At 66.8% G+C, this 16,938-nt stretch carries 13 protein-coding genes; 4 read left to right on the top strand and 9 right to left on the bottom strand.

Annotated elements, in window-relative coordinates; translation table 11 throughout:
* Positions 1-153: 153 nt before the first annotated feature.
* The 4 genes from icd (at position 154) to ACVN9Z_RS12725 (ending at position 5,824) form a co-directional block, all read left to right on the top strand.
* Positions 154-1,410 carry an NADP-dependent isocitrate dehydrogenase gene (gene icd / locus ACVN9Z_RS12710; RefSeq protein WP_006389058.1) on the top strand — a complete coding sequence of 419 codons (1,257 nt, stop codon included), beginning with the start codon at positions 154-156 and terminating at the stop codon, positions 1,408-1,410.
* A gap of 229 nt (positions 1,411-1,639) precedes the next feature.
* Positions 1,640-2,617: a glycosyltransferase family 9 protein gene (locus ACVN9Z_RS12715; protein ID WP_458213431.1), complete on the top strand. Its 978-nt coding sequence runs from the start codon at positions 1,640-1,642 to the stop codon at positions 2,615-2,617.
* Positions 2,618-2,763: 146 nt separating this feature from the next.
* A complete protein-coding gene (locus ACVN9Z_RS12720) occupies positions 2,764-4,035 on the top strand; it encodes an O-antigen ligase family protein (RefSeq protein ID WP_458213432.1) in 1,272 nt (423 codons plus the stop codon).
* A 244-nt stretch (positions 4,036-4,279) separates the two neighbouring features.
* Positions 4,280-5,824, top strand: a complete 1,545-nt coding sequence (locus ACVN9Z_RS12725; RefSeq protein WP_458213433.1) for a methyl-accepting chemotaxis protein — start codon at positions 4,280-4,282, stop codon at positions 5,822-5,824.
* Here the strand turns inward: ACVN9Z_RS12725 and dapA are convergent.
* From dapA to kdpF, 9 genes are all read right to left on the bottom strand, one after another.
* The gene (gene dapA, locus ACVN9Z_RS12730) at positions 5,802-6,701 is read right to left on the bottom strand and encodes a 4-hydroxy-tetrahydrodipicolinate synthase (protein WP_053497021.1); all 900 of its coding nucleotides are present in this window, start codon (positions 6,699-6,701) and stop codon (positions 5,802-5,804) included. The two genes, ACVN9Z_RS12725 and dapA, sit on opposite strands and share 23 nt — an antisense overlap.
* A 3-nt stretch (positions 6,702-6,704) precedes the next feature.
* A complete protein-coding gene (locus ACVN9Z_RS12735; RefSeq protein ID WP_024067991.1) occupies positions 6,705-6,950 on the bottom strand; it encodes a hypothetical protein in 246 nt (81 codons plus the stop codon).
* 217 nt (positions 6,951-7,167) lie between these two features.
* The gene (locus tag ACVN9Z_RS12740; protein ID WP_054441419.1) at positions 7,168-7,923 is read right to left on the bottom strand and encodes a TorF family putative porin; all 756 of its coding nucleotides are present in this window, start codon (positions 7,921-7,923) and stop codon (positions 7,168-7,170) included.
* A 162-nt stretch (positions 7,924-8,085) separates the two neighbouring features.
* Positions 8,086-8,778: a two-component system response regulator KdpE gene (gene kdpE / locus ACVN9Z_RS12745; protein ID WP_006389065.1), complete on the bottom strand. Its 693-nt coding sequence runs from the start codon at positions 8,776-8,778 to the stop codon at positions 8,086-8,088.
* A 9-nt stretch (positions 8,779-8,787) separates the two neighbouring features.
* A complete protein-coding gene (locus ACVN9Z_RS12750; protein ID WP_038502969.1) occupies positions 8,788-11,574 on the bottom strand; it encodes a sensor histidine kinase in 2,787 nt (928 codons plus the stop codon).
* Positions 11,575-11,625: 51 nt separating this feature from the next.
* Positions 11,626-12,234: a potassium-transporting ATPase subunit KdpC gene (gene kdpC / locus ACVN9Z_RS12755; protein ID WP_020924893.1), complete on the bottom strand. Its 609-nt coding sequence runs from the start codon at positions 12,232-12,234 to the stop codon at positions 11,626-11,628.
* Positions 12,235-12,264: 30 nt separating this feature from the next.
* Positions 12,265-14,424: a potassium-transporting ATPase subunit KdpB gene (gene kdpB, locus ACVN9Z_RS12760; RefSeq protein ID WP_458213434.1), complete on the bottom strand. Its 2,160-nt coding sequence runs from the start codon at positions 14,422-14,424 to the stop codon at positions 12,265-12,267.
* Between the two features lie 22 nt (positions 14,425-14,446).
* On the bottom strand, positions 14,447-16,243 hold the full coding sequence (kdpA, locus tag ACVN9Z_RS12765) for a potassium-transporting ATPase subunit KdpA (protein WP_006389070.1): 1,797 nt from the start codon (positions 16,241-16,243) through the stop codon (positions 14,447-14,449).
* Entirely contained in the window at positions 16,243-16,332 is a 90-nt protein-coding gene (gene kdpF, locus ACVN9Z_RS12770) for a K(+)-transporting ATPase subunit F (RefSeq protein WP_035183859.1), read from the bottom strand. Before kdpF ends, kdpA begins: the two co-directional genes overlap by 1 nt.
* Positions 16,333-16,938: the final 606 nt, after the last annotated feature.

Raw genomic sequence — 16,938 nt, forward strand, 5'->3', positions numbered from 1 at the left:
GTCCGCCGCCCGCCCGCCGGCCCCAATGCGATATAGAATTGGTTGCTATCCGCCATCCAGTGCGCGTTTCGCCGGGGCCGCGCGGCCCTGCGGACCACACGCCGGCCGATGGGCGCGCGTGCAGCAAAACCACTCGGAGCAAATGGAGCATTCATGTCCTACCAACATATCAAGGTGCCCGCTGGGGGCCAGAAGATCACGGTCAACGCTGATTTCTCGCTGAACGTGCCCGATCAGCCCATCGTGCCCTATATCGAGGGTGATGGCACGGGCGCGGACATCACCCCCGTGATGATCAAGGTCGTCGACGCCGCCGTGCAAAAGGCCTACGGCGGCAAGCGCAAGATCCACTGGATGGAGGTCTATGCCGGCGAGAAGGCCACCAAGGTCTACGGCCCGGACGTCTGGCTGCCCGACGAGACCCTGGAGGTCGTCAAGGACTACGTGGTGTCGATCAAGGGCCCGCTGACCACCCCGGTCGGCGGCGGCATCCGCTCGCTGAACGTGGCGCTGCGCCAACAGCTGGATTTGTACGTCTGCCTGCGTCCGGTGGCGTATTTCAAGGGTGTGCCGTCGCCGGTGCGTGAACCGGAAAAGACGAACATGGTGATCTTCCGCGAGAACTCGGAGGACATCTACGCCGGCATCGAATACATGGCCGAAAGCGAGCAGGCCAAGGAGCTGATCCAGTTCCTGCAGACCAAGCTCGGCGTCAAGAAGATCCGCTTCCCCAACACCTCGTCCATCGGCATCAAGCCGGTGTCGCGCGAAGGCACCGAGCGCCTGGTGCGCAAGGCGGCGCAGTACGTCATCGACAATGACCGTACCTCGCTGACCCTGGTGCACAAGGGCAACATCATGAAGTTCACGGAAGGCGGTTTCCGTGACTGGGGCTACGCGCTGCTGCAGAAGGAATTCGGCGCGCAGCTGATCGACGGCGGCCCGTGGTGCAAGTTCAAGAATCCCAAGACCGGCCGCGAGATCATCGTCAAGGACGTCATCGCCGACGCGTTCCTGCAGCAGATCCTGCTGCGTCCGGCCGAATACGACGTGATCGCCACCCTGAACCTGAACGGCGACTACATCTCCGACGCGCTGGCCGCGCAGGTGGGCGGCATCGGCATCGCCCCGGGCGCCAACCTGTCGGATTCGGTCGCCATGTTCGAGGCCACGCACGGCACGGCGCCGAAGTACGCGGGCAAGGACTACGTCAACCCGGGTTCGGAGATCCTGTCGGCGGAAATGATGTTGCGCCACATGGGCTGGACCGAGGCGGCCGACCTGATCATCTCCAGCATGGAAAAATCGATCCTCTCAAAGAAGGTCACTTACGACTTCGCGCGCTTGCTCGAAGGCGCGACCCAGGTGTCCTGCTCGGGCTTCGGCCAGGTCATGATCGACAACATGTGATCGGGAGCGTCTCTGCGCTTCGCCCCTAAAACCCGCATGCCGCGAGGCCTGCGGGTTTTTTTTGGGAGGCGGGCGCTGTGGTGCATTTCCTGTTTCCGTCGCTCCGAAAAAGCGGGCTGCATTCATGCTTCGTTCCGAGACAGAAAGCATCAAATTGTGATTATTACGCCGTTATAATTCCCGCGTTCCAAGTACGGTATTCCTTTCAGTCTGCGGATTCTTCTTCGACATGGCACAACCAGCTCCCAATATGCCGCCCTATGACGCTCCGGCGTGTGTCCAAAGCCTGCGTGACGCCAAACGGGTCGCGCTGCTGATGGCGCCCCGGTTGGGCGACACGCTGCTCATGATGACCATGGCCCGCAATCTGATCGCCCATGGCCGCGAAGTGGTCATTTTTGGCGACTACGCCTATGGCCTGCGCGACTGGTTCCCGGGGATGGACATCCGACCTTCCCTGGCGGAGGAACAGGCCGCCGCGGCGTTGGCGGACTTTGATTGCGCCGCCCAGATGCACGTCGGCTGGCCTTACGCCTTGCATGCCTACGCTCCGTCCTATTTCTATTACGACGCGCATGTGGTGATTACCGGCAGGGGATTCGTCAAGCTCAACCAGATCAGGGATTATTGCCGCGACCAACTTGGCCTGGCGCTGTCGGATACCGACATCGGCCTGCGTCCGCCGGTGGCGGGGCGCCACCGCATCTTCGAGAAGCGGGTGGCGGTGCATCCGTCGTCCACCGGCCCGGATCGTTGCTGGGCACCGCGGCATTTCGTCGAGCTGGGCCTGCGATTGCAGCGCCAGGGCTATGAACCGGTGTTCATCCTGGCCCCCCACGAGCGTGCCGAGTGGGCCTGCCTGACCGAGGCCGGCCTGGCCATCCAGCAGTCGCCCGCCCTGGTGGACGTGGCGGCATTCATCCACGAATGCGGCTGGTTCATCGGCAATGAATCCGGTGTCGGCCACCTGGCGTCCAGCGTGGGCGTGCCGACGCTGACCTTGACCGGGCGCCCGACCCGCACCAAGGCGTGGCGGCCGGGATGGTCGATGTCGCGCATTGCGTATCCGGCGTATATCCCGGGAGGCCGCTGGCGCGACCGGCTTTGGCGCGAATGGTTGCGGCCGGGAAGCGTCATGGCGGCTTTCGAAGGTTTGACGCGCGACTACAAAAGATCAATCGCGTCTTCCAAGTCTCTCCGTTTCTAGTCGGGCGCTGGAGCCGCTGTTTCACGGGTTTCCGGGACTTCCACGACCTTATGCAGCGGTAACGCCATCCGGCCATCGGATGGCCGGCTTTCTTCCTCGAACGAGCTTCAGGTCTTCATCGCAAAGGCCGAGTTGAATATCACACTATGCCAATAATCTGCTTGCGTAGCGTCGCCTTCCTGGCGCTCCTGATTCCCGCCCTGGCGCTGACCAGCGCAGTCGGCGGACCCATCATCATCTATGTGACTGCGCTGATCGCCTTGACCACGATGGCGGCCAACCTCGTGCGCAGGTGGGAGCCGTTCGCGCTGAATGAGTTGGCTGCCATCGCTGTTGCATTGATAGCGCCATTTGCCGCAATGCTGATCAGTTGCACCTATCTGGGGGCTTGGAGTTCTTCCGAGATCGAGAAGTTATTGCGCTTCGCATTGGCCGTGCCCGTCTGCTGGTTGCTGCTACGGGTGCCGCGCAATTGGCTGCAGCATCTGCAATGGAGCTTGCTCTTTGGTGCGATTGCGGGCTCCGTGATGCTGGTGGTCATCATCCATACCCCCGGCCTGGGCCGAAACGCGGTATCTGATTTCGGTGGCCGCTACAACGCCGTGGGATTCGCGGACCTGACAATGCTCTTTGGCCTGGCGTCCTTGTTGACCTTGCCCTGGAAGCTGTCTCCCTGGCCGCGGGCGGAATTTGCCTTGAAAATCATCATAGTGCCGATATGCCTGTATGCGGTATGGGTGTCTCAGACGCGTAGCAGCTGGGGGCTCTTGCCGGTGCTCGGCCTGGTTTTGTTGCTGACCAAGCGTCACTGGACGATGCGCGCCAAGTTGTTCTTTGTGGGCGGATTGATTGCGTTGATGGCGCTTGTGGCCGTCGGCTCCTGGTATTCACAGGATAGTCGTTGGCGGGGCGTCCTGTCGGATCTGGACAGCTATCAGCAGCAGGACCGCGACACGTCGGTCGGAATTCGTATCCAGCTCTGGAAAGCGTCCTGGCTGATGTTCAAGGAAAGCCCGGTTGTTGGCGTGGGCGTGAGAAATTTCCGATCGGAATTGGCCAGACTTCAGCAGCAAGGCGTGGTCACCGAATTGGTGTCCACTGATTTTGGTGAACCGCACAACGATATGTTGGGGGCGCTTGCCGGTTACGGCGCCTTGGGGTTTTTGAGCATCCTGGCCTTGTACCTGATTCCTGCCGTGGTCTTCTGGCGGCGATCGGCTAGCGATGATCCGGTTGTGCATGTCAGTTCACAGATAGGCCTGTTGTTCTGCCTGGGACATTTGGTCTTCAGCCTGTCGGAAATGATGTTCCGCAACATGCGCAGCGTGCCGATCTACGCGCTGACGGTGGTGGTGCTGTACGCGCTGACGTCGGCCCGCACCGGGTTGGCGCAGCAGCGCCTGGCGGCGCGGCGTTAGCCGCCAACGGCCGCCGGCGCGGGCGGCTTGTCCGCATGAAAAGCAAGGCTTGTATGGCCTTGCTTTTTTTTTGCGTGCGCGTTGCGCGGCAAATGCCCGACGGGCTTGACGTAGATCAAGCCGGGCCGGCCTCGTCGGTTAAAACCCTGCTGCTCCCTCGTATTCTGATCAGACGCAACAGATAAATCGTCACATTTCGCCGTCTTTGGTTGCGGGCGCGGAAGGACATCAGGAAAGAGGGCCTATGAAGAATTCAAGCTTGCGCAGGGAGTTGCTGTGGTTCGTGCTGGCGATCGGGGTCGCGGTGCTGGCCCTGGGTGGCTGGGATGCCTGGGAACGACGCGCCGAGATGCTGGCCGAGCGCAAGACCGAATTGCGCCACGTGCTCGACCTGGCGGCCAGTATCGTGCGCAATGGCAAGCAACGCGCCGTCGAGGAGGGGCTGTCCGTCGAACAGGCCAAGCGCAATGTGGCGCAGCGCCTCGCGCAGCTGGGCTATGGCGCGGACGGCTACGTCGGCGTGTTCGACGACGGCTATGCGTTGCTGGTGCATCCGGATGCGAAGCTCGCCGGCACCAATGTGCGCGCGGTCAAGGACAGCGATGGCCTGCCGATTTTCGAGAATCTCCACGAGCGGGGCAGGGCGGGCGGTGGTTTTGTCGAATACCGCTTCCCGCGGCCGGGGGCGGAAGCGTCGCTGCCCAAGATCAGCTATGCCGCCCATGACCCGGAATGGGGCTGGGTGATGTTCACGGGCCTTTATGTGGACGACGTCGACGCGGCGTTCCGCGCCACGCTGTGGCGCCAGGGCGGCGTGACGCTGTTGCTGCTGGTGCTGCTGCTGGCGGCGGCGCTGCGGTTCTTCCGGTCGCACATCATTCGTCCGCTCGATGAAGCGGTGACGGTCTGTGAACGCGTGGCGCATGGCGATCTGTCGAGCATCGTTTCGCGCCATCATCGCGGGGAAATCGGCCGGTTGTTCGATGCCATGGCGCTGATGCAGGAGCGGCTGGACGTGGCGGTGCGCAGCATCGTCCATTCCACCGGTTCGATCGCGGCCGCATCGCGCCAGATCGCCGCGGGCAGCATGGATTTGCACGACCGCACCGAGAAGCAGGCGGCGGCACTGGAGCAGACCGCGGCCAGCGTCGAACAGATCACCGCGACCGCCAGGCAGAGCGCCGATCACGTGCAGCAGGTGAGCGCGCTGGCGGGCGAATCGGCGCAGCTGGCGCGCCAGGGCAGCGAAGAAACCCAGCACGCGATCGACGCGATGCACGAGATCTCGCAAAGCTCGCAGCGGATCGACGAGATCATCCGCCTGATCGACGAAATCGCTTTCCAGACCAATATCCTGGCGCTCAATGCCGCCGTGGAGGCCGCGCGCGCCGGCGAGCAGGGCCGCGGGTTCGCGGTGGTGGCAGGCGAAGTGCGGGCGCTGGCGCAACGCTCGGCCACCGCCGCCAAGGAGATCAAGACCCTGATCGAGGCATCGTCGGATTCGGTGGCGCGCGGTAGCCAGCGGGTGGAACAGGCCAGCGCCACCATGGGCAGCGTGCTGCAATCGGCCGCGACCAGCGCGCCGTTGATGGGCGAGATCGCCACCGCGTCGGCCGAGCAGAGCGTGGGCATCGAACAGATCAACCAGGCGGTGACGCACCTGGACAGCGTGACGCAGCAGAATGCGGCGCTGGTCGAGGAGTTCGCCGCGTCCGCCGCCACGCTGCACGATCAGGCCGACGACCTGGCGCGCGCGGTGGCGGTGTTCAAGCTGTCTGCAGCCTACTAGGCGACCCCTGCACCACGCTCATCGCGCGTTGCAGGCGTGGCGTCAGTTCGCGGCTGGCGCTGGTCATGGGCAGGCGCAGTTCGTCGGCGATCAGGCCCTGCAGCGCCAAAGCCCGTTTGATCGGCGCCGGGTTGGGTTCGGCGAACAGCAGGCGGGCCAGGCCGCGCAGCGGCTCGAACAGCTCGCGCGCGGCCTCGGCGTGGCCGTCGCGCGCCAGCTGCATGACCTCGACGAAGCGCTCGGGGAACAGATGGGCGGCGGCGGGGATGGCGCCGCGTCCGCCGGCCAGAAAATGGTCGGGCAGCGCCAGGTCTTCGCCGCACAGCGCCTCGAGATGGCCGCGCGCGTTCAACGCCATCAGCGCGGCCGGATTGCATTCCTTGACCGCGCGCAGATTGGGCAGCAGCGCCAGCGATTCCATGGTCTCGACGGTCATGGAGACGCCGGCGCGCTTGGGAATGTTGTAGAGGATGATGGGGCGTTCGGTGGCCCAGGCGATCTGCCGGTAGTGCCACAGGATGCCCTGCTGCGACGGACCCAGGTAGTAGGGCGGCGGCACCAGGTAGCCGGCGGGGGCGTACTTGTCCAGGCGGCGGATGGCGGCGGCCACGCCGCGCGTGTCGACGCCGCCGGCGCCGAACACCAACGGCAGGGCGTGCCGATCGCGGCGGATGGCCTCGATCATCTCGATCTTTTCGGGGATGGACAGCAGGTTGCCTTCGCCGGTGGAGCCGAACAGCACCAGGCCGGCAATGCCGGCATTGCGGTAGTAGCGCGCCAGGGCCTGGGCGGCCTCGCAATCGACGTAACCGCCGCGCATCGGCGTGACCATCGGCAGCCAGATGCCGGGGAACGTGGCTTGGACCGAGGTATCCATGGCTCACTGCACCGTGATCGCGGCGGCCGGGCGCAGCGGGCCGAACTCGGCCTGGGGCAGGCCACACATCACCGCGTGCATCAGGGCATCGACCTGGCCGCGATCGCATTGCAGCTGCAGGATGCTCTGGCCGTGCGCATGATCCACCGACAGCACGTAGACGCCGATGCGTTCGCCCAGTTCGCGGTGCAGCGCCAGCCGTACCTTCAGGGCGTCCAGGGTGTCGATCCTGACGGTCAGGGCAACCATCTCCGCGGGCCGCGGCGCATGGGCCGGGGCGGGGCGATCAAACGAGGCGCGCGTGCTGCGTTCTTGGCGGGGAATCATGGTATCTGGCGGGGCGGCGGCCGTGCTGGCTGGCGCGTATCCGGTTGGTTGATGACGATTCCACTATAGAAAGCGGGCCGTAAAACCTGCCGATAAATGCGGGCGCGAAGCGTAAAAAGCGCGTCAACGCCCGGGCGCGTCAGAACGTCTTGGTCAGCGACAGCAGGCCGGTGGCGCGGCCCATGTAGCGGCCGCGGCTATTGGTGTAGACCGCGCGGTCGGCATTGGTGTCGATATAGGCGACCGAGATGGCCAGGCCCTGGCCGAAGTCCTTGGTCAGGCCCAGCTTCCAGTCGGTGTAGGCGCCGTCGGTGAGGTTGCGGACCGTCTGGCGGCCGACGTGGGCGTTGACCGTCAGGCCCCAGAAACCGGTGTCGAAGTTGCCGCTCAGGTCGAAGTACTGGCTGTACTTGCTGTCGGCGAAGCCGAACAGGTTGGTCATGGCGACGGAATACTTGAACATGACCGGGCCGTAACCCACGCCGGCGTACAGTTCGGTGGTGTCTGGGCTGGTGTAGCCGGAGGGGTAGTCGCCCGGGTAGTAGTACTGCAGCACGCCCAGGTCGAACGGCACGTCCGGCGCCAGGTTGCCCTTGTAGCCGCCGTAGAAGTCCATTTCCACTGGCGCCGACACATCGCTGTTGCCGTCATTGAGCCAGCTGACGCTGGAGTTCCAGTTGCCCAGGTACAGGCCGCTGGCATGGGTGAAATCGAAGCCGCCCTGGATGGCGGGCTTGTTGTTGGTCTGCATCAGGCCGCGATAGCGGTACTGGCTGGCCAGGGTGACGTTGGCGGTCAGCGTGTACTCGGGGGCGTCGGCGGCGGCGCTGTCGGCGGCATGCGCCGGGGCGGCCAGGGCCACCAGCGCAAGCGCGGCCAGGGTGTTGCGGGACATGGGATTCTCCTGTGTTGGACGGGATCGCCAAGATAGGAGAAGCGGCGTAAACGGCGAGACAAGACTTACGTGGCCGGCGTAAAAGGCGCATCAATGATGATGGGTGTAGTGCGCGCCCGCGCCCGGCACGGCGCCGCCACGTTCAGTTCAGCGCGCCCGCGCCTAGCCGGCGAAGCGGTAGCCCACGCCGATTTCGGTCAGCAGATAGACCGGCTGGGCCGGATCCGCTTCGAGTTTCTGCCGCAGGTGGCCCATGTAGATGCGCAGGTAGTGATTGCTTTCCACGTGCGAAGGCCCCCAGACCTCGCGCAGCAGTTCGCGGTGGGTCATGACCTTGCCGCGATGGGCCAGCAGCGCGGCCAGCAGGCGGTATTCCATCGCGGTCAGGTGCACGTGCTGGCCGCCGCGCTCGACCACGCGCCTGGCGAAGTCGACGCGCACGTCGCCGAAGCTGATCTCGGCGGCGCTGCCGGCGCCGCCGCGGGCATGGCGCCGCAGCAGCACGCGCAGCCGCGCCAGCAGTTCGCTGACGCCGAATGGCTTGGTGAGGTAGTCGTCGGCGCCGGCGTCCAGCGCCGCCACCTTGTCGGCCTCGGCGGTGCGCGCCGACAGCACCAGCACCGGCACTTCGGTCCAGCCGCGCAGTTCGCGGATCAGGGTCATGCCGTCTTCATCCGGCAGGCCCAGGTCCAGCACCACGGCGTCGGGCTGGCGCGTGCCGGCCTCGATCAGGCCGCGCTTGACGGTGTCGGCTTCGTACACGGCACAGCCTTCGCTCTCGAGGGCCTGGCGCACGAAGCGGCGGATATTGGCGTCGTCCTCGATGATGAGGATGGTGGGCTGAAAGTCGAACATGCGATGGGCTCAGGCGATTTCAGGTTGGATCGGGGGCGGCGTGCCCAACGGCAGGGTGAAGACGAACTGCGCGCCGCTGGACTGGCCCGGCGCGTGTTCGACCCAGATGCGGCCGTGGTGGGCGCTGACGATGGCTTCGCACACGGCCAGGCCGAGGCCGACGCCGGGCGTGGCGGATTCGCGTTCGCCGCGGGTGAATTTCTCGAAGATGCGGCGTTCGGCGCCGGGGGCCACGCCGGGGCCGTTGTCGCACACCGCGACACGCAGCTCGCCGTCCTGCGCCGTAGCATGCAGGCGGATGGCGCTGCCGGCCGGGGTGTACTTGGCGGCGTTCTCCAGCAGGTTGCACAGCACTCGCTCGATCAGCACGCCGTCGCATTCGACCAGCGGCAGGCCGGAAAGGCTGTCGACCGAGATCCGATGCGATGCCAGCGGCTCGCGCATGGCGGCCAGCGAGGCGCCGACCAGTTCCTCGATCGACTGCCACTCCAGCCGCAGCGGCGTGTCGCGGCTCTGCAGCCGCGCCATGTCCAGCAGGTTGGCGACCAGCGCGTGCATGCGCTGGGCCTGGTCGCGCATGGCGCGGATGGTGTCCTGGATGTCGGCCGGCAGCGCGTCCTGGCGCCGCATCAGCGTGTCGGTCATGCCGACCAGGCTGGTGAGCGGGGTGCGCAGGTCGTGCGAGACTGCCGCCAGCAGCGAGTTGCGCAGCTTTTCGGATTCCATGCTGACCAGCGCCTGCTGCGCCACTTCCACGTAGTGCAATCGTTCCAGGGCGATGGCGATGAGCGTGGCGTAGGCCTCGATCTGGCGGCGCGAGTCGGGCTGCGAGAACAGGCTGCGACGCGGCGCCGCCAACGCCAGCACGCCACGGGTACGCATCGGCGCCTTCAGCGGCAGGTACAGCAGGTCGCTGTTGGACAGCGTGGCGGTGCCGGCGCCGGCCGGCTGGCCGTGGTCGTAGACCCACTGGGCCAGCGCCGATTCCAGCGGCGGCATGTCCGCGGCGGCGGGCGAGGCCAGCTTGAGGCGATCGTCCAGTCCCAGGATGTAGAGCGCGCAGCGCGAGCCGAAGGTGGCGTGCACGAAGGCGCCGGCGGACGCGACGATCTGCTCGGGCAGCAGCGCCGAGGACAGCTCGCGCGCGAACTCATACAGGCTGCGCGCGTCGGCCTCGCGCTTGACCGAGGCCTGCGCCTGCAGCCGCAGGCCGGCGGTGAGCTGGCCGATCAGCAGGCCCACGGCCAGCAGCACGCCGAAGGTCAGCAGGTACTGCACGTCCGAGACCGCGAAGGAGGCCAGCGGTTGCACGAAGAAGAAATCGAACAATCCCACGCTGACAATGGAGGCCAGGGCGGCCGGACCGCGCCCATGGCGCAACGCCACCGCCACCACCGCCAGCAGGAACAGCATGACGATGTTGGTCTGGTGCAGCGCCGGAAAGGCCAGCGCCGACAGCGCGGTGGCCACCGCGCAATAGCACAGCGCCCAGGCGTAGCCGGCCAGCGCCAGCGGGCCTCGTTCGTCGGCCGCCTGGCGGCCGCGGCGGCCCAGCGTCAGCGGATCGCGGCCGGGCGCGCTGCTGGCGGGCAAGGGCGGCGCGCCCAGGCGGATGATGTCGATCTCGGGGCAGCCCGCGGCCAGCATGTCGGCAAAACTGTGGCGGCGCCACAGCCAGCCCGGGCTGATGGCCGCCGTCAGCAGCGCCGACAGCGACAGGCGCAGGCGCTGCAGGCCGCTGGCGCGGGTGCGGCCGATGATGGCCTTGGTGATGTTGTGGCGGCGCACGTAGCGCACCACCGCGTCGACCATGTCGCCGCCAGCCAGGGTTTCGCAGCGCGCGCCGAGCGAATCGGCCAGCGCCAGGCTGCGTTGCAGCCGTTCCTGCTCGGCCTGCGGCGGCGGCGCGGCGCGCGGCGCGTCGATGGTGACGACGTGCAGGTCGCATTCCAGCTGCTGGCTGAGCCGATGGGCGCTGCGGATCACGTAGTCGGCGTCGGCATCGGAGCCGATGCAGGCCACCACCGCTTCGCGGGTGCGCCAGACGGGTTCGATGGCGCGGTCGCGGCGGTAGGCCTGGACGTCGTCGTCGACGTGGTCTGCGGTGCGGCGCAGCGCCAGTTCGCGCAGCGCGATCAGGTTGCCCTTGCGGAAGAAATTGCGGGTGGCGTGGCGCGCCTGCTCGGGCAGGTAGACCTTGCCTTCCTTCAGGCGGCGCAGCAGTTCGTCGGCGGAAAGATCGACCAGGATGACTTCGTCGGCGGCATCGAAGACCTCGTCGGGCACGGTCTCCCAGACGCGCACGCCGGTGATGCTGCCGACGGCCTCGTTGAGGCTGTCCAGGTGCTGCACGTTGAGCGTGGTCCAGACGTCGATGCCGGCCGCCAGCAGTTCCTGGATGTCCTGCCAGCGTTTGACGTGGCGCGAGCCGGGCGCGTTGGAATGGGCCAGCTCGTCGACCAGCACCAGGTCGGGATGGGCATCGAGCGCGCCGTCCAGGTCGAATTCCTTGAGCGTGTGGCCGCGGTAGACGACGTCCTTGAGCGGCAGGGTCGCCACGCCCTCGAGCAGGGCGGCGGTTTCGCGCCGGCCGTGCGTTTCGACGATGCCGGCCAGCACACGGGCGCCTTGCGCCGCCTGCGCGCGCGCGGCCACCAGCATGGCGTAGGTCTTGCCGACGCCGGCGGACGAGCCGAAGTAGACCCGCAACTTGCCGCGCACCGCCTGGCGCGCGGCATCGTCGAGGTCTTTCAAGAGCGCGTCCGGATCGGGACGCTCGCCAGCATTGTCAGCCATGAACGCGCAAGTGAAGGAGGGAAACGGCTGGCAATACTATACGCCGGCGCGTCATTGCACCGGCGCCAGTTGGTCCAGCGCCAGATTCAGCTTGAGCACGTTGACGACCGGGTCGCCCAGCACGCCCAGCCAGGGCTTGCTGGTATGGGCTGCTATCAGGGCGTCGACTTTTTCCCGCGGCAGGTGGCGGGCACGGGCCACGCGCGCGGCCTGGTAGGCCGCGGCCGCCGGACTGATGTGCGGGTCTAGGCCGCTGCCCGAGGCGGTGACCAGGTCCACCGGCACCGGCGTGGGGTTGTCGGGATCGGCCGCCTTGAGGGCGGCGATCCGCGCCTGGATGGCTTCGGCCAGCGCCGGATTGCGCGGGCCCAGGTTCGAGCCGCCGGAGTTGGCGCCGTTGTACGGCATCGGCGAAGTGGCCGAGGGCCGGCCCCAGAAGTACTGCGGCGCGCTGAACGATTGGCCGATCCATTCCGAGCCGACCACCTTGTCGCCCTGGCGGATCAGCGAGCCGGAGGCCTCGTGAGGAAACACGGCGGCGGCGATGCCGGTGGTCAGGAACGGGTAGGCCAGGCCGGTCACCAGGGACAGGGCGGCGAAGACCACCAGCGCGGGGCGCAGGATGCCGCCTTGGCGCGGCAGGGGAAGAGCTTGTTTCATGACGGGTTCCTTCGTAATGGCGGGCGCGGGTCAGACCCAGCCCAGGGCGGCCAGCACCATGTCGATCAGCTTGATGCCGGCGAACGGCACCAGCAGGCCGCCCAGTCCGTAGATGAGGAGATTGCGGCGCAGCAGGACCGAGGCGCCCAGCGGCCGATAGCGCACGCCCTTGAGCGCCAGCGGGATCAGCACGATGATGATGAGCGCGTTGAAGATGACGGCCGACAGGATGGCCGAGGCCGGCGTGGCCAGGCCCATGATGTTCAGCAGGTTCAGCTGCGGATACACCGTGGCGAAGGCGGCCGGGATGATGGCGAAGTATTTCGCCACGTCGTTGGCGATGCTGAAGGTGGTGAGCGCGCCGCGCGTCATCAGCATCTGCTTGCCGATCTCGACGATCTCGATGAGCTTGGTGGGGTTGGAGTCCAGGTCCACCATGTTGCCGGCTTCCTTGGCGGCCTGCGTGCCCGAGTTCATCGCCACCGCCACGTCGGCCTGCGCCAGCGCCGGCGCGTCGTTGGTGCCGTCGCCGGTCATCGCCACCAGGCGGCCTTCGCCCTGGTAGGCGCGGATCAGCTTGAGCTTGGCTTCCGGCGTGGCTTCGGCCAGGAAGTCGTCGACACCCGCTTCGGCGGCGATGGACGCGGCGGTGAGCTTGTTGTCGCCGGTGATCATGACCGTCTTGATGCCCATGCGGCGCAGCTCGGCGAAGCGCGACTGGATGTCGGGCTTGACGATGTCCTTGAGTTCGACCACGCCCAGCGCCCGGTTGCCGTCGCTGACCATCAGCGGCGTGCTGCCGCGGCGCGCCACGTCCTCGGCCAGGCGCAGCACCTGCTCGGGCACGGTGGCATCCTGCGCGGCCAGCCAGGCGCGCACCGCGTCGACCGCGCCCTTGCGGATGACGCGATCCCTCAGGTTGACGCCGCTCATGCGGGTCTGCGCGGTGAAGGGCACGTATTCCGCGTCCGGGGCGCGCACGGCCGGGGCGTGGATGGCCTTGTCGGCCAGCGCCACGATGCTGCGGCCTTCCGGCGTTTCGTCGGCCAGCGAGGCCAGGCGCGCCGCATCCGCCAGTTCGCGCGGCGACACGCCGGGCGCGGGCAGGAAGGTCGAGGCCTGGCGGTTGCCGAAGGTGATGGTGCCGGTCTTGTCCAGCAGCAGCACGTCGACGTCGCCGGCGGCCTCCACCGCGCGGCCCGAGGTGGCGATGACGTTGGCGCCCATCATGCGGCTCATGCCCGCCACGCCGATGGCCGACAGCAGGCCGCCGATGGTGGTGGGGATCAGGCACACCAGCAGCGCCACCAGCACCGTGACCGTGACGGCGGTGCCGCCGCCCGCGGCCGAGACCGAGTAGATCGAGAATGGCATGAGCGTTGCCACCACCAGCAGGAACACCACCGTCAGGCCGACCAGCAGAATGGTCAACGCCAGTTCGTTGGGCGTCTTCTGGCGCTTGGCGCCTTCGACCATGGCGATCATGCGGTCCAGGAAGCTCTCGCCCGGATCGGCGGCGATGCGCACGAAGATCCAGTCGGACAGCACTCGCGTGCCGCCGGTGACCGAGGAGAAGTCGCCGCCGGATTCGCGGATGACGGGCGCCGATTCGCCGGTGATGGCGCTTTCGTCCACCGAGGCCACGCCGGCGATGACCTGGCCGTCGCCGGGAATGGTCTCGCCGGCTTGCACCAGCACCACGTCATTGCGGCGCAGCAGGCCGGACGCCTGCTTGACGGCCCGTTCGCGCCAGCGCGCCGGGTCGGCGGTGGCCGCGTCTTCGTCGCGAAAGCCCTTGAGCAGGCGCGCGTCGATGGTGGTGCGCAGGCCGCGCAGCGTGGCGGCCTGTTGCTTGCCGCGGCCTTCGGCCAGCGCTTCGGCGAAATTGGCGAACAGGACCGTGAACCACAACCATACCGTGATCGCGAGGATGAAGCCCGCCGGCGCCTCGGCCTGGCCGCGCAGCGCCATGATCCACAGGATGGTGGTCAGGATGCTGCCCACGTAGACCACGAACATCACGGGGTTCTTGAGCTGCGCCGCGGGCGAGAGCTTGCGCAGGCTGTCGACCACGGCGGGGCCGACCAGCGCGCTGGACCACATGCCGAACGTGCGTTCGTGCGGCGCGGCCGAGGGCGCGCGGGCGGCGCCGCCGCCGGCGCCTTGGGTTGGCATATCAATCTTGGCCATTTTCTTTCCTAGCCTGTTGCATTCAGGGTTGCAGGTGTTCCGCGACCGGGCCCAGGGCCAGCGCGGGCACATAAGTCAGGGCGCCCACCAGCAGCACCGCGCCGATCAGCAGCACGACGAAGAGGGGGCCGGTGGTGGGCATGCTGCCGGGCCCGGCGGGCAGGCGGCGCTTGGCCCCCAGCGAGCCGGCCATCGCCAGCACGGCAACGATGACGGCGAAGCGGCCGAACCACATCGCGGTTCCCAGCAGCACGTTGTAGAAGGGCGTGTTGGCCGAGAGGCCGGCGAAGGCGCTGCCGTTGTTGTTGGCGGCCGAGGACAGGGCGTACAGGACCTCGGAGAAGCCGTGGATGCCGGGGTTCAGCACGCCAGCCTGGCCGGCCGTCACCGAGACCGCCAGCGCGGTGCCGCCCAGCACCAGCAGCGGCGTCGCCAGGATCACGATCGAGACCATCTTCATGTCGTAGGCCTCGATCTTCTTGCCCAGGTACTCGGGCGTGCGGCCGATCATCAGTCCGGCGATGAAGACGCCGAGGATGGCGAAGGCCAGCATGCCGTACAGGCCGGAGCCGACCCCGCCGTAGACTACCTCGCCCAATTGCATCAGCAGCATCGGCGTCAGGCCGCCCATGGCGTTGAGCGAATCGTGCATGCCGTTGACCGCTCCGCACGACGCCGCCGTGGTGACGGTGGCGAACAGCGAGGTGGCGGCGATGCCGAAGCGGGTTTCCTTGCCTTCCATGTTGCCGCCCGGCGAAAGCACGCTCATGGCGCTGTCGGCCCCGGCCTGCGCGGCCATTGGGTTGGGCTGTTGCTCGAAATAGGCGGCGCTCAGCGCGAACACGGCGAACAGCAGCGTCATGGCCGCGAGGATGGCGATGCCCTGGCGCCGGCTGCCCACCATTTCACCGAAGCTGAAGCACAGCGCCGCCGGGATCACCAGGATCGCCAGCATTTCCAGGAAGTTCGACAGCGCGGTCGGGTTCTCGAATGGATGGGCCGAGTTGGCGTTGAAGAAGCCGCCGCCGTTGGTGCCCAGCATCTTGATTGCCTCCTGCGAGGCGACCGGGCCCATGGCCAGCGTCTGCGTGCGGGTGATTGCCGGGTCGGTCACGGGCTGGCCCTTGGCGTCCAGCACCGGCTGGCCCTGGGCGTCGACGCGCGGCTGGTCATAGTGCAGGGCTTCGACCGTCTGCACTTCCTGGTAGTCGTTGAAGTTCTGCAGCACGCCCTGGCTCACCAGCGCCAGGGCCAGCACCAGCGACAGCGGTAGCAGCACGTACAGCGTGCAGCGCACCATGTCGGCCCAGAAGTTGCCCAGCGTGGCCGAACAGTGGCGCGCCAGTCCGCGGATCAGCGCGAACAGCACCGCGATGCCGGTGGCGGCCGAGACGAAGTTCTGCACCGTCAGCGCCAGCATCTGCGTCAGGTAGCTCATGGTCGATTCGCCACCGTAGCCTTGCCAGTTGGTGTTGGCCACGAAGCTGATGGCGGTGTTGAGCGAGGAGTCGGGCGAGACGGCGCCCATCCCGGCCGGGTTCAGCGGCAGCAGGCCCTGCAGGCGTTGCAGCGCATAGACCGCCACGATGCCCAGGATGTTGAAGGCCAGCACCGCCAGCGCGTAGCGCTTCCAGCCCATTTCGGCCTGCGGGTCGATGCCCGCCAGCCGATAGATGCCGCGTTCCAGCGGGCGGCCCCAGGCGGTCAGCCGGGATTGCCCGTTTTCCATGGCGATGCGGATGTAGCGCCCGAGAAAGGGCGCGATCGCGAGCAGGACCGCCAGGTACACGACCAGCAGTCCGACGAATTCGGCAGTCATCAGAACTTCTCCGGTTTGAACAGGGCGACCAGCAGGTACACGAACAGCAGCGCGGCCGTGAGGCCGCTCAGCCAGTAGAGCCAGCTCATGATTGCTCTCCCGAGGACAAGGCTTCGCAGAATCGGAGCAGGGCGTAGGTCAGCCCCGCCATGACGGCGAAGATCGCGATATAGATGGCATCCACGTTTTTCCTCCCGGGAGCCAGGCTCCCTTCGAACGACGAACCGGCGCGGCAAAGGGGATGCGGACCGCGCGGGCGTAGTGACCAATCAGGACACCGGCAGGTTACGGAGCGGGGGGTAAAAACGGGGTATAGCTTTGGCGGGGGGGTGTAAACGGAACGTAAAGACGCGCTGCCATAATCCCGGTCACGGATGCGCCGAGATGGCGCGACGCGGGTGCCCGGATCCGGGCGGCGGCGCGGGCGTTGTTGAGGCTGGCTCAAAACCGGGTGCGCCGCCCCCTTCCGGAAAGCGGTTTTGGGCGGGAAAAATCCCAATATTTAGAACAGAGATGCCAAAATGCACTGATGTGGTGCATGGAATATGTAAATGAATGCGCCGAATTAGGGCATTCCCCTAGTGTGGCATTCCCGCATCTGGTGCAGAATCTCTTCCCATGCAGGTGAGGAGACAAAGCCCTGCATGGGCAATTACCGGCGGCACCGGTACATAAAAAAGTAGCAGTACTCAAGA

Source organism: Achromobacter sp. KK8 (assembly GCF_054188005.1).